Origin of the sequence: Paraglaciecola aquimarina, from assembly GCF_032464635.1 — a bacterium.
In the GTDB taxonomy this organism is placed as follows: Bacteria; Pseudomonadota; Gammaproteobacteria; order Enterobacterales; family Alteromonadaceae; genus Paraglaciecola; species Paraglaciecola aquimarina.
Map to the genome: position 1 here is coordinate 478,726 of NZ_JAWDIO010000002.1, position 18,788 is coordinate 497,513.

At 41.5% G+C, this 18,788-nt stretch carries 19 protein-coding genes and 4 pseudogenes; 15 read left to right on the top strand and 8 right to left on the bottom strand.

Annotated features, from left to right (window positions below; all coding sequences use genetic code 11):
- Positions 1-56 precede the first annotated feature (56 nt).
- The 9 genes from RS130_RS02965 to RS130_RS03005 all read left to right on the top strand — a co-directional run bounded on the left by RS130_RS02965 (position 57) and on the right by RS130_RS03005 (position 7,214).
- Positions 57-1,937, top strand: coding sequence for an MMPL family transporter (locus RS130_RS02965; protein ID WP_316024729.1), 1,881 nt, complete (start codon positions 57-59; stop codon positions 1,935-1,937).
- Positions 1,938-2,056: 119 nt separating this feature from the next.
- Positions 2,057-2,503: a DUF3261 domain-containing protein gene (locus RS130_RS02970; protein WP_316024730.1), complete on the top strand. Its 447-nt coding sequence runs from the start codon at positions 2,057-2,059 to the stop codon at positions 2,501-2,503.
- 74 nt (positions 2,504-2,577) lie between these two features.
- Positions 2,578-3,009, top strand: coding sequence for an excinuclease ABC subunit A (locus RS130_RS02975; RefSeq protein ID WP_316024731.1), 432 nt, complete (start codon positions 2,578-2,580; stop codon positions 3,007-3,009).
- Positions 3,010-3,170: 161 nt separating this feature from the next.
- Positions 3,171-4,115, top strand: a complete 945-nt coding sequence (locus RS130_RS02980) for an ABC transporter ATP-binding protein (protein ID WP_316024732.1) — start codon at positions 3,171-3,173, stop codon at positions 4,113-4,115.
- Positions 4,096-4,704 carry a hypothetical protein gene (locus RS130_RS02985; protein ID WP_316024733.1) on the top strand — a complete coding sequence of 203 codons (609 nt, stop codon included), beginning with the start codon at positions 4,096-4,098 and terminating at the stop codon, positions 4,702-4,704. The genes RS130_RS02980 and RS130_RS02985 overlap by 20 nt, the downstream gene beginning before the upstream one ends.
- The gene (locus tag RS130_RS02990; protein WP_316024734.1) at positions 4,680-5,252 is read left to right on the top strand and encodes an ABC transporter permease; all 573 of its coding nucleotides are present in this window, start codon (positions 4,680-4,682) and stop codon (positions 5,250-5,252) included. The genes RS130_RS02985 and RS130_RS02990 overlap by 25 nt, the downstream gene beginning before the upstream one ends.
- Positions 5,243-5,512 carry a phosphopantetheine-binding protein gene (locus RS130_RS02995; protein ID WP_316024735.1) on the top strand — a complete coding sequence of 90 codons (270 nt, stop codon included), beginning with the start codon at positions 5,243-5,245 and terminating at the stop codon, positions 5,510-5,512. Before RS130_RS02990 ends, RS130_RS02995 begins: the two co-directional genes overlap by 10 nt.
- Positions 5,513-5,517: 5 nt before the next feature.
- Positions 5,518-6,618, top strand: coding sequence for a beta-ketoacyl synthase N-terminal-like domain-containing protein (locus RS130_RS03000; protein WP_316024736.1), 1,101 nt, complete (start codon positions 5,518-5,520; stop codon positions 6,616-6,618).
- Positions 6,615-7,214 (top strand): hypothetical protein, encoded by a 600-nt coding sequence (locus tag RS130_RS03005; protein ID WP_316024737.1) that lies wholly within the window; start codon positions 6,615-6,617, stop codon positions 7,212-7,214. The genes RS130_RS03000 and RS130_RS03005 overlap by 4 nt, the downstream gene beginning before the upstream one ends.
- 159 nt (positions 7,215-7,373) lie before the next feature.
- On the opposite strand, the gene RS130_RS03010 is transcribed toward RS130_RS03005, so the two are convergent.
- The gene (locus tag RS130_RS03010) at positions 7,374-7,814 is read right to left on the bottom strand and encodes a DUF2141 domain-containing protein (protein WP_316024738.1); all 441 of its coding nucleotides are present in this window, start codon (positions 7,812-7,814) and stop codon (positions 7,374-7,376) included.
- 132 nt (positions 7,815-7,946) lie between these two features.
- On the opposite strand from RS130_RS03010, the gene RS130_RS03015 reads away from it, so the two are divergent.
- From RS130_RS03015 to RS130_RS03040, 6 genes are all read left to right on the top strand, one after another.
- Positions 7,947-8,861 (top strand): dialkylrecorsinol condensing enzyme, encoded by a 915-nt coding sequence (locus RS130_RS03015; RefSeq protein ID WP_316024739.1) that lies wholly within the window; start codon positions 7,947-7,949, stop codon positions 8,859-8,861.
- A gap of 7 nt (positions 8,862-8,868) precedes the next feature.
- The gene (locus RS130_RS03020; RefSeq protein ID WP_316024740.1) at positions 8,869-10,014 is read left to right on the top strand and encodes a beta-ketoacyl-ACP synthase III; all 1,146 of its coding nucleotides are present in this window, start codon (positions 8,869-8,871) and stop codon (positions 10,012-10,014) included.
- Position 10,015: 1 nt separating this feature from the next.
- Positions 10,016-10,417, top strand: coding sequence for a DarG family dialkylresorcinol biosynthesis protein (locus tag RS130_RS03025; protein ID WP_316024741.1), 402 nt, complete (start codon positions 10,016-10,018; stop codon positions 10,415-10,417).
- Positions 10,417-10,929: a BtrH N-terminal domain-containing protein gene (locus RS130_RS03030; protein WP_316024742.1), complete on the top strand. Its 513-nt coding sequence runs from the start codon at positions 10,417-10,419 to the stop codon at positions 10,927-10,929. Before RS130_RS03025 ends, RS130_RS03030 begins: the two co-directional genes overlap by 1 nt.
- Before the next feature lie 14 nt (positions 10,930-10,943).
- A complete protein-coding gene (locus RS130_RS03035; RefSeq protein WP_316024743.1) occupies positions 10,944-11,411 on the top strand; it encodes a DUF4872 domain-containing protein in 468 nt (155 codons plus the stop codon).
- A gap of 93 nt (positions 11,412-11,504) precedes the next feature.
- A complete protein-coding gene (locus RS130_RS03040; RefSeq protein WP_316024744.1) occupies positions 11,505-12,101 on the top strand; it encodes an outer membrane protein assembly factor BamE in 597 nt (198 codons plus the stop codon).
- Positions 12,102-12,452: 351 nt separating this feature from the next.
- Here RS130_RS03040 and RS130_RS03045 read toward each other — a convergent pair.
- The 7 genes and pseudogenes from RS130_RS03045 to RS130_RS03075 all read right to left on the bottom strand — a co-directional run bounded on the left by RS130_RS03045 (position 12,453) and on the right by RS130_RS03075 (position 18,760).
- Positions 12,453-13,434, bottom strand: a pseudogene (locus RS130_RS03045) (transposase).
- A 490-nt stretch (positions 13,435-13,924) separates the two neighbouring features.
- Positions 13,925-15,150 (bottom strand): annotated as a pseudogene (locus RS130_RS03050) (beta-ketoacyl-ACP synthase).
- A pseudogene (locus RS130_RS03055) lies at positions 15,150-15,876 on the bottom strand (3-ketoacyl-ACP reductase FabG2). The pseudogenes RS130_RS03050 and RS130_RS03055 overlap by 1 nt, the downstream one beginning before the upstream one ends.
- A 16-nt stretch (positions 15,877-15,892) precedes the next feature.
- Positions 15,893-16,333: a hotdog family protein gene (locus RS130_RS03060; protein WP_316024745.1), complete on the bottom strand. Its 441-nt coding sequence runs from the start codon at positions 16,331-16,333 to the stop codon at positions 15,893-15,895.
- Positions 16,326-16,760 carry a beta-ketoacyl-[acyl-carrier-protein] synthase family protein gene (locus RS130_RS03065; RefSeq protein ID WP_316024746.1) on the bottom strand — a complete coding sequence of 145 codons (435 nt, stop codon included), beginning with the start codon at positions 16,758-16,760 and terminating at the stop codon, positions 16,326-16,328. The genes RS130_RS03060 and RS130_RS03065 overlap by 8 nt, the downstream gene beginning before the upstream one ends.
- Positions 16,703-17,512 carry a beta-ketoacyl synthase N-terminal-like domain-containing protein gene (locus RS130_RS03070; RefSeq protein ID WP_316024747.1) on the bottom strand — a complete coding sequence of 270 codons (810 nt, stop codon included), beginning with the start codon at positions 17,510-17,512 and terminating at the stop codon, positions 16,703-16,705. The genes RS130_RS03065 and RS130_RS03070 overlap by 58 nt, the downstream gene beginning before the upstream one ends.
- Before the next feature lies 1 nt (position 17,513).
- Positions 17,514-18,760 (bottom strand): annotated as a pseudogene (locus tag RS130_RS03075) (NAD(P)/FAD-dependent oxidoreductase).
- Positions 18,761-18,788: the final 28 nt, after the last annotated feature.

Consider the following 18,788-nt stretch of genomic DNA (forward strand, 5'->3'; position numbering starts at 1 on the left):
CCACAGAAGCACGCCATGCCGACAACTACACCTATATCGTTAACAATTACCTGCAAATGCTCAGTGGTCCCACTAATCCATTGGTCTCGCTAACCATTGACCAAGCGCCATTGCTAAATTTGGCGGATTGGTTTTCTGATAAATTGACTCACTCTGCTTGGCAACAAGATGGGAATTTCATTTATACCGAGCAAGATGGCTTGAGGTATTACCCGCTATTTTTGGATTTTGCTCGCACTGCCACTTCAATGGACAAAGTGGTCGATACCATTGATCTGGTAAATCAAGTCATCGCGACCAATAAAGCAAAGGATATGACCCTTTACACCAGTGGTTTTATATTTCACTCAGCTGCGATTACAGCTCAGGCTAGTTTTGAAATGCAGCTATTTGGTGGATTATCCTTATTAGGCGTATTGCTTCTGACATTTATTAGCTTTAGAAACATACAGCCCTTACTCTGCATTAGCCTACTAATTGGCAGCGCGATGTTAGCGGGCATGCTGGCATTGACTTTGCTGTTTGACACAATTCATCTGCTGTCATTAGTCTTTTCGGTTAGCTTAATCGGCATAGCTGTTGATTATGGTTACCACATTTTGCTAACCGCCAAACATACAGGACTTAGAAAACAGCCACTAACAAAATATATTGCAACGGCCATTTTAGTCAGCGGTGGTACAACTTTAGTCAGTTATTTACTGCTACTACTTTTACCTATTCCACTTTTACAACAAGTCGCGGTATTTGTTGCCGCAGGTTTAGGCTTCACCATATTAACTGGCTTAACACTCATTACCCATTGGCCATGGCACGCTCAGAGTAAGCAGACAAAAATACAAACCACTAACAATCAATTTGCACACCCTAAGCAACTAATACAACCGGTGAAAGGCTTTAAAGTGCTGTTGGCTGTACTTATATTCAGTAGCCTAGTTACGCTACCGAATTGGTATTTTCAAGATGATATCAACGTGTTCAATAGCAGCCCTAAACACTTGCTCGAAAACGAAAAAATAGTCAATAAAATCATTGGTAACCAACAATATCCGAGATTTATCTATACCCATGGCAGCAATCAACAACAGTTGTTAGAGAGATTTGAGCAAATTAGGCGAGTAATTGAATCCCACACCCAAGGCGAGTTTGAACTACGTGGAATAGACCAATGGCTACCTTCAATCAACACCCAGCAGCAAAATTGCCAATGGTTGTTAACTGGTCTAGAACATCAACAACTTAGTACCATCTCTACCTATATTCCGGCACAAACACTTACGCAATTAGCCAGTTGCGATACTGAGTTTATGACACTGAAACAAGTACCTGAACAAGTGACAGCGTTATTCCCAAGCATCACTCAAAAACACGACAAAACGACCGGTATATTGAGCTACATGGGGCCAATAGATGAGGTGTTTTTGCATAGCATTCAACAACAGCTAGACTTCCCAATTTATTACTTTGATCAACCTGCAAAGTTTAGCTCGGCATTGACCAAGCTACGCACTTACATCCTGTACTTTTTGGCCGCTGCTGTCGTCGCTCTGCTACTATTAATGACCATTCGATACGGGCTAATTAGGGGAGCGCTATTGGCTACATTGCCTATAGTCACAGCATTCAGTTCATTGGCTTTGAGCCATATAATTTTAGGCTATGTTACTATTTTCAACTTACTAGGCTGCATTTTGATTGTTGCGCTCAGTGTGGATTACGCAGTATTTTTGCGCGAACATGGTCGCCAACCTCATGTTATCAAAGCAGTCGGGTTATCCGCCGCGACATCTGGCTTAGCATTTGGAATGTTTATTTTCAGCAGCACACCAGCCATTTTACAATTTGGCTTGACCATTTTAATTGGCGTATTTATCGCTTGGCTGCTGTGCTTGATGCTGCCAGTATCACTACTAGACAAAACGAAACATGCTCAATAATTGCCAACCTAAACGACTTAAGCTTACTTGCCTCATCCTATTATTGATTGTGCTGAATGCTTGTCAGGTTTTACAATACTCACCTGCACAAGTGGACCTTGGGAGAGGATAGCCATTATGTGTTACAGCCAATCCCTACAAAGTTTGACGGCCAAGTGTCATTGCAAAAACTCACAGTCACAGGGCCCGATACCAAACATGTATTGTTGGTACAAACCGAACTACAAAATAACCAAATCAATATGGTAGGCTTTAGCCAATCAGGCATTCAGCTGTTTCAATTATCGTGGCAGCCAAATACCGAAGTAAGGTTAACAACCAGCATTGTATTGCCAGATATCCAAGCTGAACAACTGCTAGCCTATTACCAATTATCAAATTGGCCAGAAGAAGATATTCAGCTAGGCTTACAAGGCATGCAGCTAAAAAATAAACCCGATAAAAGCCACATTAGGCAGTTTTTCATAGGTCAAGAATTAGTATTTTCAGTCACCCAAAATAAACGATTCAATAGTATGCTTCATCATCGCGACCAGTATAAAATTGAAATTGAAAATATTGATTAAATATTGAATCTGAAAGCAATAAATGTTCAGATTACACCTCATTGTAATTCAATCAAATCAATCAGGATGAACCCATGAAAATTACGTTAGTTTGTTTAGTGTCTTGTCTTTTTTTATCGATGAATGCAGCGGCCAGAGATGACCGTCTTAAATTTCCAATCGAACCTCTTTTGAGTTCAGAAAAAGCTAAACAGGCATTGTTGGATATACCGATCTATTTTGCGGGTCAACCACACGCCACACCAGTGAAGACCTATGGTGAGATGTCGACTAATAAAAAAACTAACGCGTTCAATAAATCAGACCAAGAAGCCTGTGAGTGGGTATTACTTTCAGCTTTAAAAGCTTTACAAGAAGGTGCTCTTAAAAAGGGCATGAATGCTGTAGTAGACATAAAGTCAAACTATAAACACAATGAATTTGTTAGTAGTACTGAATTTGAATGTGGAGCGGGTACTTTTCTAAGTGGGGTCGCCTTGAAAGGCACTGCCGTTACACTCCCTTAAAGCAAGATTATCCTGCCGGCATTTTGCATTAACTTTGTAAAATGCCGATTTGCCTATCTCAGTAGCATTCTACTTAATACCCCGTTATTTCATGCGTAATGTCCACTAGGTTATTGGTAACATTCGCTACTCATTACATGTAAAGGATGTAATTGATACCCATGCTTGGACTTGAAGTTGAAAACCTAAGTTATCGCTACCAAGGAAATAATCAATTAGCACTGGACACGGTTAATCTTAAGATCGAGGCTGGAAGTTGTTTGGGTCTCATTGGACCAAACGGAGCAGGTAAATCAACACTTCTATCGATTTTGTCTGGCTTATTGGCTCCTAGCAACGGCAGTATTAAGTTTACTCAGCAAGATCAATCCAACCCGTTCACTGACAAATTTATTAAGCAGCATATCGCCTTAGTCCCCCAAGAATATGCATTCTATAGTCAATTAAAAGTGCGCCAAAACCTAGAGTATTTTGTTAGCCTATGCGCGTTAAATACCAAACAACAGCAGCAAACGATTGAAAGAGTCATTCAACAATGTCAGTTGCAAGAAGTGTTAGACACTAAAACTTCGGCTTTGTCAGGCGGTTTCAAACGAAGGGTAAACTTAGCCATCGCGTTACTCAAAGATCCGCAAATTTTATTCTTAGACGAACCAACCGTAGGTGTCGATCCCGTATCAAGAAATGCCATATTGACACTAATTAATTGCCTGAAACGACAAGGTAAAACCATTATATTTACCTCGCATATGCTCAGTGAAATTCAATCCCATTGCGACCAAATATTTATTTTAAAACAAGGCCGGGCAATTTACTTTGAGCAAGACTCAGCACATAAGTCACTGCAAATAAGCTTTAGCAAACCAGTATCCCACACACTTATCACTGAATTAAATTCAGATATAGAGAATACACTGCAGCCAAGCAACACCCTTAGGCAAAACAGTGTTTTTACCTGCAATATCAGTTCAGAGCGTGTAGTCTGTGACATTATTCAGTTCGCTGAAAAACATAAAATAGAGATTGAAAGCTTACAATATGGTAAACACTCACTTACTGAACACTATCTAAAATTAATGGCACAAGATGATTTTACAGAGCATTAAAAAAGAACTGGTAATCGTTTTTAGTGACTTGCACAGTCTAGCAGTATTATTTTTAATGCCTTTAGCGTTTATGATTATCATGACAGTAGCCATGAGCGGACGCCAGGCAGACATTTTAGATTCTGTAAGCTTGATGGTAGAGCCGAATTCAGCCGGACAAGCCGAAACCTTGTACCTCAAATATCTGGATAATTTAGGTTACGGCTTAACGCCCGATCCTACACAAGCCAGCGCGATAATTAGTTTTGATCAGCATTTCGGTGAAAACATACTAGCCAACAACACACAGAGTATTCTGGCGATTGAATATCAGTCTCGCAGCTCTTTACCCCTGCAAGCGTTGATTAATCAGCACCTACAACTAGCGTTTGCTAGAGTGAAACTACATTTATACATGTTAGACACTGAAGAATTAGACAACACTTTGCCTATTCAACAGCAAATGGATTTAATCATACAACAAACGGCAACCGCCCAATTAATTGACTCAACCCAAGAAAGTAAGTTAGTACCCACGGTGGCAATAAGCATCCCTTCTTGGCTGGTATTCGGTATTTTTTTATCGTGTTACCGATTTCGCTTACCTTAATTAACGAGGCACATAGCGGCACCTTAATTAGATTAAAGACATTTCCGATTAGTATGCATCGCTATTTTTTCAGTAAACTAAGCGCTTTTTACTGCATCAGTATTTTACAATTTTTGCTATTAACTCTGATTGGCTTAAGGTTAGTGCCGTTAATTGTAGATTCACCACCCATTGACTATGAGCAAATTTTAACATTACTACCTATGGGCCTATTTATCTGTTTAAGTGCGGTATGTTTTGCCGCAATTTTCGCTGCTATGGTGAATAGTTTTGAGCAAGCCATAGTGGTAGGTGGAGGGATAAACATAATTCTCGCCGCGCTAAGTGGTTTTATGGTGCCATTTGATATAATGCCAGAGGCTTTGCAAAATATAGCGCAGTTTTCTCCTATGTTTTGGTCAGCACAATTGATTAAACTGAACATGGTTGACACGCCATTTATTGAGTCTGGGACAAATATTATTAAACTTTGTCTGTTCAGTGTGATGTGTTTAGCGGTATCGTCACTATTATTTAGCCGTAAGATTAGGGAACTACTATGGAATTAGACGAATTAAAAAAACAATTAAAGCAGTTGATCATAGTTGAATGCGATAAAGAAGATGATATGTCATGGCAAGAAATAACAGACGACGAACCTCTATTCGGCAAAAAATCTAATGTCGGCTTAGACTCACTCGATGCACTACAACTCGCCTTAGTGCTCAAAGAAAATTTTGGAATTAAAGTGGAAGGTTCCAAGGAATCTCGAAAACACTTGCACTCCATCAATAGCATTGTCGAATACATACAAACAGTAAAACGTTAGGATTTATGAACGTTTACATCCATTCTAGCCTGTCTCACACTGCCTGCGGCAGCAGCAAAAGCCAGCCTTTGCGTTTTCACAACGCGGCAAATTGTAGCCTATTAATGCCTGATCAAGTCGATGTCCCTTTTTACAGTATGCAAGGCATCGATATTGATACTAGCGAGCAAAGAGTATTCGATTCGCTTACCACTGTGACTAAACAGCTGATTGAAAACAGTGGGCTGCCCCCTAGCGAGCTAAAAAATACAGCGCTGATGTTGGGTTCAACTTCATTGGATATTGGCACGATAGAACCCAATCAAGGGCAAAACATTTGGCTACCGAAAATTGATCGTCTTAGTCAGCATTTACAGCAATCTTTAGGCTTAAGCCCTTGTCATCTAATATTCAATACAGCCTGCACCGCAAGTATTAACGCCTTAATATATGGGAAAAAACTTCTGCAGCATAGTCAGTTTAGACACCTCATAGTTGTTGGGTGCGAGTTCTACAACCATTTAACAGTGGATGGATTTCACTCCTTGGACTTGATCAGCAAAGGTAGACTGAGTCCTTTTGAAACCGGACGAGATGGGCTCATTTTAGGTGAAGGTATTGGAGCACTATTGCTTTCGAAAGATAAACCTAACCGAGAACGTTATTTTAGCCTGTTAGGTGGCCACTCTGCCTGTGATACTTCTAGTTTAACCATGACTGCGGAAGATGGCAGTCATATAACTCAGGTATTAAATCAGGCTATTGCCCGCTCAAATTTAACAGCGGCTGATATTAATTTAGTCAAAGTGCATGGCACAGCTACATATAACAATGATATTTCAGAGTACAATGCCTTACTCCAAAGCTTTTCTACGCCTCCTCCAATCATCGCCTTAAAACCGTTTATCGGTCATACACTAGGCGCATGTGGAGCAATAGAAATTGCCCTTATGGACACATTATTATGCGCTGAGAACCTCCCCCTCATCGAAACGGGAGCAACCGACAAAATGCTACCTTTTGCAGCAACAGACCGAGCGCTTTATCACTATAAAAATATGCTCATTAACCATTGTGGTTTTGGTGGTAACAACGCGGCATTAGTTTTAACGGTGGTAACGGCATGAAAGTCACGGTCTTAAAACAAGCAAGCTACTGTCATGATCGAACTGTAGAAAACAAAACACTTAGACGTCAGATTAAAGATGAATTTGGTGTGGCGGTGCGCCGAATCGACAACTTTACCCTGTCAGGGTTAGCAGCTGTAGCCAAGCTAAATGCTGATTTACAGCAGTCTGATAAACTAGCGCTGATTAGTTGTGCTCAGTATTTTTCAGTAGAACTCTTGCAACAACTAATATTAGAAGTGCACGCTAAGCAATCAATTAAGCCCTTAAATTTCGTTTCAACTGTAGGCAATGCGGCAAATTTTTACATTGCTAAAGAATTTGCTATGCATGGTAGTAATTTATTTGTAGGTGCTGATCAACAAGCCATCGAAAAAACACTGCTGATAAGCGCCCTAACCTTAGCCGAAGCAGAGAACCAGCAGGCAGTAGCCCTCATCTGGAATGAAACACAAACTCATCGACATTGCCATGCTATGTTGTTGGAAAATGCTCACGCTGATTGCATAGCAAAGAGGTTCACTGCAGAGCAATTGTTATCTGGTAGTATCGCCACGCCCTTCATATTAGACATCAATGATTTATACTCAACATAATCGGCAGAGCACAGCAGCCAATGCTTAGGTGGTTGCCCTAAATGAACAGTGTCAGCCCAACTCAAGCGCGGAACGTCATTCAACAGCCATTTTAACTCTTCAGGCGACTACCAATCGGCATTGATTAAACCCATTTAAACTCTCGCTAAGTGGCTACTATCAACGCGGATTGGTATAACTACTTTTTTTAGGTTTTTTCTCACGTAAGGCAATATCTTGTCGATTATCTTTTTCCTGGATCTCAAAGCATGCTTTGTCCGGTGATGGTTCACCAAACATCAAGGCCGGATTATTGGCCAAGCCAACAGGCTCCTTAGGTAATCCCATGGCACTTTTGTCTAATACTTGATTCGCATTTAAGTCTAAAAAGGCACGCAAACATAAAGACCTAGGAGCGATATTTTTCAAAGTGAAAGTGCTGTCGTTTCTAGCCGCTGTCATAGTGAAGGCATGGCTGCTGATAGCTTGTATATTCTGCCATTCATATTTACCCTCTATCGGTATACCGAGGTTAAATAGCTGAATATGTAGTTCGCCTGCTTTAGGGTATTTAGTCGTAAAAGTTAATTCTAGATCTGCCGAAAAGCAGTGGTTACTCATGCTAAATAAGATGAGAAAAAACAGAGAAAATCGAAAACAGTTATCAGGGATTGGCATCATAAGTATTAGTTCACATTAGACTAAGGTTAAGTATAATAAAGCTTTACTGAAGAAGGAACAATCAGGCTACTTATGCATAAAGTGCTTACTATTTGTTACACACAAACAGGCCAGTTAGCTGCCATAAAGAATTCGGTCTGTACCCCCTTAGAAGAATCAGATCAAATATCACTAGAAACACTTGTTCTTGAACCAGAAAAGCCTTTTCCTTTTCCATGGCCTTTCTTCAAGTTTTTTCGCATATTTCCTGAAACGGTAAAAATGCAACCTATTGACTTAAAGGCGTTCACCACAAAACATGAGAAATACGATTTGATCATACTTACCTATCAAGTTTGGTTTTTGTCGCCCTCATTGCCCATTGCCTCTTTTTTGCAATCGGAACAAGCTAAAGCACTATTCGCTGACACCCCTGTCGTCACCATCATTGGCTGTCGTGGCATGTGGTTAATGGCCCAAGAAAAAGTGAAAACCCTACTTAAAGGCCTAAATGCTAAGTTGGTTGATAATGTGGTATTAAGTGACGATTGTGGCGCATTTTTTAGCTTTCTAGCCACCCCGTTATGGATGTTAACAGGCAAAAGAAAACCCCTGTCTTGGGTGCCAGCTGCCGGTATTGCACAACAAGAAATTACAAGCGCCAAACGGTTTGGTGAAGCGATTAAACATCGACTTGAAACTAATCCTGAGCCTATTCAACAAAGCATGTTTGGTAACATGTCTGCTGTGACCATTAACGAAAAATTAATTGCCAGTGAAAGAATGGCGAATCATAGCTTTGGTATATGGTCAAACATCCTCCAAAAAATTGGCCCGCAAGACAGTACTCGAAGAGCGATAGGCCTCTGTGTTTACGTTACTTTTTTAATATTATTAATCCTCACTGTGGTCCCTATTAGCGCATTGCTTAAGAAACTTATTTCGCCGCTGACTAAAAGCAAGATCATTGCACAAAAAAAATACTATGCGGAACCATCGGGAGAGTAGTTAGAATATGGAAAAACAAGTATTTATTAACAAGTTATCGGTAACTTTACCCAACACTGCGGTAAACAATAACGAAATGGAAACACGCCTTGGCCTAATAGGCGACAAAAAGTCTCGTGCCCGCGCTGTTATTTTACGCAGCAATGGCATCAAGCAACGTTACTACGCAATCGATCCAGAAACAGGCAAACAAAACTATACCAATGCTGCATTAGCAGCCGAAGCAGTAAAAGGTCTATTTAACGACGAGACTGAGCTGGCAGCAATTGACACTTTAGTGGCATCATCCTCAATGCCCGACCAAGTTATGCCCAATCACGCATCTATGGTGCATGGCGAATTGCAAAGCCCGCCTTGCGAAGTTGTCTCAACATCTGGCGTGTGTTTATGTGGCGTGACCGCACTCAAATACGCTTATCTAAATGTTAAAGCCAATGAAAGCCAAAAAAGCGTAGTAGTGGCCAGCGAAGTGGCATCTTCAATTATGCATGCTCGTAATTTTGATGCTGAACACCAACACAAGGTGGAAACCCTCGACGAACACCCCGAAATGGCCTTTGAGAAAGATTTTTTACGCTGGATGTTATCTGACGGTGCCGGAGCCGCTTTGTTGTCTGACAAAGCCAATAATAAAGATATCTCGCTGCGTATTGATTGGATTGATAGTTTCTCTTTTGCCAATGAGCTTGAAGCTTGTATGTATGCTGGCGCTGAAAAAATTGACGGCAAACTAAAAGGTTGGCCATCTTACAGCGGCGAACAAAGAGAGCAAGAGTCAATTATGACGGTAAAACAAGACGTGCGCTTGTTAAACGAGAATATTGTTCGAATAACCGTTGAAGAAACCTTAAAACGCATTATTACCAAACGTCAATTAAACCCTGCTGACTTTGATTACTTTGTACCTCATTACTCGTCTAATTATTTTCGAGAAAAAGTCTATCAAAGCTTGGTTAATATTGATTTTGAACTACCCTACGAAAAGTGGTTCACGAACTTACCTCAAAAAGGTAACACTGGCTCAGCCTCAATTTTTATTATGCTGGAAGAGCTACTTTATTCTAAGCAACTTGAAGTGGGCCAACGTATTCTTTGTTATATTCCTGAAAGCGGACGCTTTTCCAGCGGATTTATTCAATTGACAGTAGTCTAATATGCGCCAAGATAACGTTCCCCAAGATGACAGCCCAACTTATGATGGCCATAAAAAGTTAGTGTATGCCACCGACAAAGAAGGGCATTACACTGGCGTACAATCGAGTGGATGGGAAGTAGAGAGTTTTGCTACTTCAATGGCCGTTGAAGACTTACATCGTTTAGCCGCAGAAGCAAAACAAGCGGTTTTAGCGGGAACAGTTTCTCCCTTAGCATACCATATGTACCAACATCGTCTTGACGTAGCCAACTTGGCCCAAGTCAGCGGCTTTTTTCAGTGGCAAGTAAAGCGACATTTACAACCCAAAATATTCAATAAGTTAAGCCAACGTAAGCTCGCCATTTATTGCGACGTTTTTGCTTTGTCACTACAACAACTCACTCAAGTAACAGAAAAATAATGACTCAAATTGTAAATGCTTTTACTCATCGCCAGTCCTCGCATTGTGAAACTGGCGTAGTAGCAAATATGCTGACCAATCAAGGACGCATCACGATGAGTGAACCTATGGCATTTGGCTTAGCATCAGCGTTAACCTTTGCATATTTACCTTTTATTAAAATCAATGGTTTGCCACTTATAGCGTATAGAATGCCACCAAAAAGTATCATTAAGGGTGTCGCTAAAAAACTAAATATGACGGTAGAAAGTCAGAAGTTTTCTAACCCCGACAAAGGCATGCAAGCTTTAGATGCTGAACTCGCAAAAGGGCATAGTGTTGGTTTGCAAACTTCCGTTTACTGGCTACCTTATTTTCCTGAAGATATGCGTTTCCACTTTAATGCCCACAACCTGATTGTATATGGAAAAAATGCCGATGGGGATTATTTAATTAGCGATCCAGTGTTTGAAGATGTAGTCACCTGTGATGCCGACAGCTTAAAACGTGCTAGATTCGCTAGGGGGCCCTAGCTCCCAAAGGGTTAATGTATGTTTTAAAAGATAATCAACAACCCTTTGATCTGAATACTTTGATTTACAAAAGCATTAAAAAAACCGCCAAGATGATGTACGGCATTCCTATCCCAGGCATTCCGTTCTTTGGCATAAAAGGTATTACTTATCTGGCCAAGCAAATTGAAAAATTAGAATCCAAACCTATGAAATACAAACGTTTGTACTTAGGGAACATAGTAAGGATGCAGGAAGAAATAGGCACTGGCGGTGCCGGATTCAGATTTATGTATGCCAGTTTTTTAGACGAAGCAGCAACTTTAACAGGCGATACAGAATTGTATGAATTGTCAAAATTGACCACCGAGATCGGCGACAAATGGCGAGCATTCGCTATGCAAGCAGTATTATTTTGTAAAAAAAGAAAAAGATATTTCATTAGGCGATATTGCGGATATTCTACGAGAATGTGGTCAAATGGAAAAACAATTACAGACTAGATTATTATCTCTAACTGTAATTAAATAACACCACTCTAGCCGTTATTACGTCAGTTTATTAGAGTACGCCAACTAAACTTTAAAAGGATGAAAATGATGTTAACAACCAAAGCAAGAAAACTTCTAACAGTAATGGCAGCTATCAGCGCTGTCACAATGGGCTGTTCTTCAACAAGCTCTTCAGGAGACGCGAACAACTACGGAATCCAAGAAGGCGCCACTATGGTGACACTTGTCAACTTGCACCCTGACCACAAACGAAAAGTACTTTATGCAGTCAACTATCAACTAGCCGGTTCTATTATCCCAATGTGTACCGAAGTAAAAATTGAAGATGTTGGCAACAAAGAAATAGAGTTTAATTATAATGGCGTTACTTATACCTACCTTTGGGATAAGCATACTAGAAATGCTGGTGAGTCATTATTGAAAAATGTATCTAACTTCATTGGCCCCGCTTGTGATAAAAACAAAGTAGCATCATTAAGTGCGTTGGACCAAGCAGGTATTAAATCTGGTAAACCTAGTGTAGGTATGACAAAAGACGGGGTTTTATTTGCGATGGGCAGACCGCCTATTCATGCTAATCCATCTTTAGAAGGCGCCACTTGGATGTACTGGCTAAACAAATTCAAGAAGCAAGCAATTGAATTTGACGCCAATGGCAAGGTAACAGAAATACGTTTGTAAACAATATAAACGACTAACCATAGCCAAGAATAAACGAACATTCTTAAATCAACCATGCCAGTTAGGTATACTAACTGGCATTCTTGTTTTCATTAGTTAACCCCCCTAATCAAGACACCCATAAAAACAATGGGTTTTAAAAGAACCTCCAATGAGACACCCATATCAGTAATGGCTCTTAAACCATCTCAGGTCCCGCTTTTCTAATCCATTCGGTTTAAATTATGCTCAAGACAACTAGATTGACGATGTTTACGGGTATGATGACGTGATTTTGTGGTGTGTAGTGAATATCAGGCGTGTCTGGCTTCAACAGTGATGTTGATGAGGTTTGTTACTTTGGAAAAAAGGCTAAGCGTGTTTAAGTAGGGTTTTGGCTTTACCTATGCCTCGTATTTTTTGATGTTGGGTGTGTAGGCTGAAGTTTCGCATTAAATGTTCACTGCCTACAGCGTAACAAAAGTGCTTTTCGAATTCTGTGGTTAAGGTCAGCCATTGTTCGTCGTTTAGGCCTAGCCTTTGTAGAATGGGCTGTTGCTGTGTATCGATTAATCCTGACTTATCATCTCTGATAACACGACCTGTGGTGTCGATGAGGTCGCAGTAATCTTTTAGTGAAAAAGCGATGCCTCTCGGCATGTTTTGCCTTGGGGTTGCCAACAAATGGCATTAAACCTTTGGGTTGCTGGTGGTGTCTCAAAGCTTGTATCCGAGTTTGAATACTGGTGTGGTCAGAGTCCTCAGGTGTGTTGGCCATATTGGCGCGAATGGGGTTTAAGTCCACGTAAGCCATGCAGGCCAGTAGGGCTGATTTATCGAGTAGTGCTTGAGACTTAAACCGTCCTTCCCAGAATCTGCCAGTGCAGGCATCTTCTTTGTTGGCTTCTCGGGCTATGTACTCATTAAGATTACGCATCAACCAACTGATGTCATACAAACGCATCCGGTAAATTTCAACGGTTTCTAGAAGGGTATGCCGCTCACTCTTGCTCAACGTGTCATCTCGCATAAACCGCTGCGACAACAAGGTGCCTTTATGCAGTTGATGCCAGCGAACGAGCACTTGTTTCACCGTCCAGCGCTCAGCCAAAGGTTTGTTCACGCACAGCACCACATGAGTGTGATTGCTCATCACCGCATAGGCGCAAATGTCGATAGCAAAGATGCGGCTTAAATGAAGCAAGCGTGTTTCAACCCAAGTCCGCCTATGTTCATAGCTCTGGCCTGTCAACGTATCTTCACCACACAAAAATGAACGGCGAACACAGCGTGAAACACAATGATAATAAGGGGTGTCGACTAAACTGATTTGGCTTTTACGAGACTGAGGCATCATGGCCATCCTTGGTTGAATCACTACCATTAGTCTAGTTCAAATTGCGGATTCGTCGAATTTAATCATGGGTGTCTTGATTAGGGGGGCTAGTTCAAATTGCGGATTCGTCGAATCTAATTATGGGTGTCTTGATTGGGGGGGCTGAGGGAGAGTAGAGCTCCCTTAGTTGCCTTATTCATTTTTAAAAGTGTATGTATGATGGTTGTTTTGGTATTTCATCTTCGTGCAATTCCAAATATTTGGGAGGTGAATTACATAACCTGAGCTATAGGTGAGAAATATCGTTCAAGCTAAATAATATCAATACAATTCAATAATTTAATATGTTTTGTCTAAATAACCTCAGCTAAACGTTACTCGGTAAAGAAATTTTTCGTGTATAGCAAGGCGGATTGTTGTACGTCATAACGTGTTATTGCTCAACAATCCAACGCCGCTAGACACCTAAAGAGCGTTATCGATAGGTTCGGCTTCTCCAGAACTCAGGTTACATAGTCCTTTTAAAGATCAATGAGGTATTTATTCCACCAAAAGCGAAGTTGTTACTCATCACGTAGTTGGTGTCTATATTTGCACCGTCCCCAACTATGTAATCTAGCTCACCGCACATAGGATCAATGTGATTCAATTGAATAGTTGGCGCAAACCAATTTCTATTCATCATTTCGATGCTAGCCCAAGCTTCAATCGCCCCACATGCACCTAAAGTGTGGCCTAAATAACTCTTAAGTGAGCTAACAGGTTTGTTTTTACCTAGCACTATTTGAGTGGCTTGAGTTTCAGCAATATCCCCTTTCACTGTAGCGGTACCATGTGCACTGACGTAGCCTATTTCTTCGGCCGAAAGCCCTGCATTATCTAGTGCTTGTTGCATCGATATAGCCATAGTATTTTTGTTGGGTTGAGTTACGTGCAGGCCATCCGAGTTAGTACCAAAACCAACCACTTCGGCTAAAATTGGCACGCCACGAGCGATCGCGTGTTCTCTTTCTTCTAAAATAAGGGTGCTTGCACCTTCGCCAATCACCAGCCCATCTCGTTCCAAATCAAAAGGGCGAGGGGTTGATTCTGGATGTTCTTTTTTAGTACTGGTAGCAAACAACGTATCAAACACAGCCACCTCAGATAGACAAAGTTCTTCACCACCCCCGCTACCATTACGGTCTGCTTACCGTATTTTATGGCTTCATAGGCGTAACCAATACCTTGTGAGCCAGACGTACAAGCTGAACTTGTAGTATGAATACGCCCTTTAATTCCAAAAAATACGCCTATGTTCACGGCTGATGTATGATTCATCATTTGAATATAGCTAGTAGCGGTCATCCCCGACATGTCGTGATTTTTCAACAAATCACCAAAGCCGATTAGTGGTGGCGTCGAGCCAATCGATGAGCCATAGGCAACCCCCGTAGCACCATTGGTGAGTACTTTATCATTTAATAACTGACTTTGTTCGAGCGCCATTTCAGCACTGCGGGTCGCCATCACTGACAAACGTCCCATAGAACGGGTTTGTTTGCGGGTATAGTGCTCTGGTGTTTTAAAGTCTACAACCGGGGCGGCTAAATCTGTATTCAAACCTTTAACGTTCTGCCACTCGGGCATGCGTATTACAGCATTTTTCTTTCTTTTAAGTGCCGATTCAAAACTTGCCCAATTGTCCCCTAGAGCGGTTATAGACGCCATGCCTGTCACTACTACACGTTTCATTAAGCCATACCGCCATTCACTGAAAGCACCTGACGGGTAATATATGACGCGTCGTCAGACATTAAAAATGCGACAGAACCTGCCACTTCATTTGCTTGGCCCGCTCTTCTTAGAGGGATCATTTTAGTAATTTCATCCATCGGTAATTCATCCGTCATACCAGTATCAATTAAACCAAGGCGCAACACAATTGACCGTAATTTTACGTTTAGCTAATTCTAAGGCTAATGCCTTGGTGGCCCCTATGACACCCGCTTTAGATGCGCTGTAATTGACTTGACCACGATTACCAATTACGCCTGATACCGACGCCATTGTAACAATTCGTCCGCCCTGCCTATTTCTTACCATAGGCATCACTAAAGGGTGCAAAACGTTGTATATAGCATCTAGGTTGGTATGCACAACATCGTCCCACTCACCTTCGGTCATGGCCGGAAATGCGGTGTCTCGGGTAATGCCAGCGTTACAAACCACGCCATAAAAAGCACCATTATCGGTATGATCTTGCTCTAAGACTTCCCGCGTTTGGCTACGGTTAGCAACGTCAAATTGCAAACAATAACTCTCGCCACCTAATGCCTTAATTTGTTTAACCACTTCATCGGCTGAGCTACGATCACCTCGACAATGTACCACTACGTCAAAACCATCTTTAGCTAGCCGTAACGCTACCGCCTTCCCTATTCCTTTACTGGAGCCTGTTACTAAAACTCTTTTTGTCATTTTTCTGTTTGCTCCTTTAAATAAAGACTGGGGTCTTCTGGTTCATAAACATTGATTTTTGCCTCAACCAGTTTTTTTGGCCTGCATGTATGCAGCACTCAAATACACTCAGTCCATTATCTTCTTTAAACAATTTAGTCACTGTCGTTGTCAATATTGTACCCAAGGAAAACTCAGCTACGTTAGATACATAATTACGCGCACTGACCAAAAAACCGAGCGCAACCTCGCCGCCTTCATCAACTTTTAATGCATTCGCATAAGCCGCAATAGTTTGTGCTAAATATTCTAAACCAACATAGGCGGGAATGGATTTTTTTTCACTGTTGTAAAAATTACTATCGGTGCGGATCTCCACCGAGCAACTTGCAGACGAGGGTGTATAGCTGATCAATTCATCTACTAAAATCATTGGGTGCCCATGAGGCACAACTTGCTCAATCGGGTATTTATTCATTGCTTAGGCCTATCACCAAACTGACATTGTTGCCGCCGAAAGCAAAAGAATTGCTTAAGCATAAACTCACGCTATCCACTTGATGATTCTCTGTTGTTACCCAGTTCAATTGAGGTAGCGCAGGATCTTCTACAGCATCCCATAAATGCACTGGCAGCTTTTTATGCTGCAGTGCTAAATAACAAAATGCCAACTCAGTTGCGCCAGCCGCCCCTAATGTGTGCCCTACATAACCTTTAGTAGAGCTAGCAAATGGCTTGTTTGGGAAAATAGCTGAAACAGCTATTGCTTCCATTTCATCATTCTTTTTAGTCGCCGTTCCATGCAGATTTATGTAATCAATATCCTTGGCTACAACACCAGCTTTGCTTAAAGCCTGTTGCATCGCGGCGATAGCGCCTTCGCCTTCGGGATGAGGTGCAGACATATGATGGGCATCGCTAGACTCTCCCCACCATAAAGTTTTATCGGTGCCTTTTTACGACTAACCACCGCCAAGGCGGCAGCTTCACCAATATTAATACCATCGCGGTTTGCGCTTGAAGGATTACACACTCCACTTGACGTTGATTCTAAAGCACTAAAGCCATTTACTGTCATCCCACACAGGGAATCAACGCCGCCCACAACGACCGCATCTAATAAGCCTGCTTGGATCATTTCAGCAGCGGTCATAAAAGTTTTAGCACTTGATGAACAAGCCGTCGAGATCACCGACACAAAACCTGTTAAGCCAGCATAGTGGCTAATAAACTCTGCTGGATTAGACAATTCTTGCAGTCGATAATCATAGGGCTCTGGAAATTCACCATGCTCAACTTTGTGCAACATAGCATCTTCACCTTGCGCGATGCCAGAAGTACTAGTACCCAATATGACGCCAATTCGCTGGGCTGAATATTCACACTTAAAATCATTAACCACTTGTTCGATTTGCTGATAGGCCACTAGCGCCAGTTGGTTATTGCGACTTTGAAAATGTTTAGGCAAGTGACTTAAATCAGGTAATTCGGCTGTGACTTGACCAACATAAATATCGCCATCACACAATAAGTCATTGCGGATCATCATGCCTGCTTGCGACCCAGAAAATAACTGCTGTGCAACGTCTTCTAAGCTGGCACCAAGCGGATTACACAAACCAAATCCATTAATATAGAGAGGCTCTAGGGAACTCAAATCAATCCGCCTCACACAATTTTGTTAGCATTCTTATACCTCGCGTAGAATTTTTTACAAATGGGTTGCTTTCATCCTAAGGCATACCCCGCCAAAATAGAAGTAATCATGGGTTTAACTTCCGAGTCTTCATCTTGGAAAAAAATCACATTCTGCAGGCTAGTATCATACCAAGACATAACAAATGTTTTGAAAACATCAATTCCTTTGCGCAAAGGCTCTTCGTAGTCGACTTGCCAGTTCACATCTTCACCAGACAGTTGGCGATCTAGCACGGTAGCGGCAGACCAAGCTGACCGCATAGCGATAGTCACCCCGGAAGAAAACACCGGATCTAAAAATTCACCTGCATTACCTAACAGAGCATAACTAGGGCCATGTAAAGACTTAACGCTGGCAGAATAACCGCCAATGACTCTTGCTGGTTGTAACAACTCGGCATTTTGAAATAGCGCACTTAAATTGTCATCTTGATGAATAAACGACAAAAGTTGTTGATTAGCATTTTGAGAATCATCTAAGCATTCTGGCCTTACAACCACACCGACACTCGAAGTACCATCTGAAAACGGAATAAGCCAATACCAAACATCCGCTATTTCTGGATGCACTGTTATTAATATTTTCTCTCGATCAAAATTGGCCGACGCTGGAATATTGTCTTTAAAATGGCTAAATACCGCTTTACGATTGCCTAAGTTGGTCGGCGATTCCAAATCTAACAAACGGGGCAGCACTCGCCCAAAACCACTGGCATCCAACATAAACTTGGCGTTAATCTGGTAATCACCTTGTGCTGTAGAAATTTGTAAACTCGCAGAGTTTTCATCACTAGAAACTGATTCTACAGTGTGTTGATATCTAAAATCAGCGCCAGAACCTGCCGCTGTGTCTGCCAGTAACTTGTCAAATACCGCGCGTTTTACCTGAAATGTAGTACTAAGGTCCATTGGAAAATTTGTTTTCAAAATTAAAATCTGAACGTTCACCTTTTCGATAAAACGCTGCGCCATTTTTGTATTGAAACCCTAGTTCGGCAGCATGTTCATGTAACGCGTCTAACATACCTGCCTGTTCTACAAATTCCATACAATGGGGTAGTAAACTCTCGCCAATGGAAAAACGAGGAAACAATTCACGCTCAATTACAATGACACTCCATCCCTTTTTAGCCAACATAGAAGCTGCGATTGCCCCAGATGGGCCCGCTCCAATAATTACTACATCACAAACTTCTGCGTTACTCATTTTAATTTCTCCATATATAAACGCATGT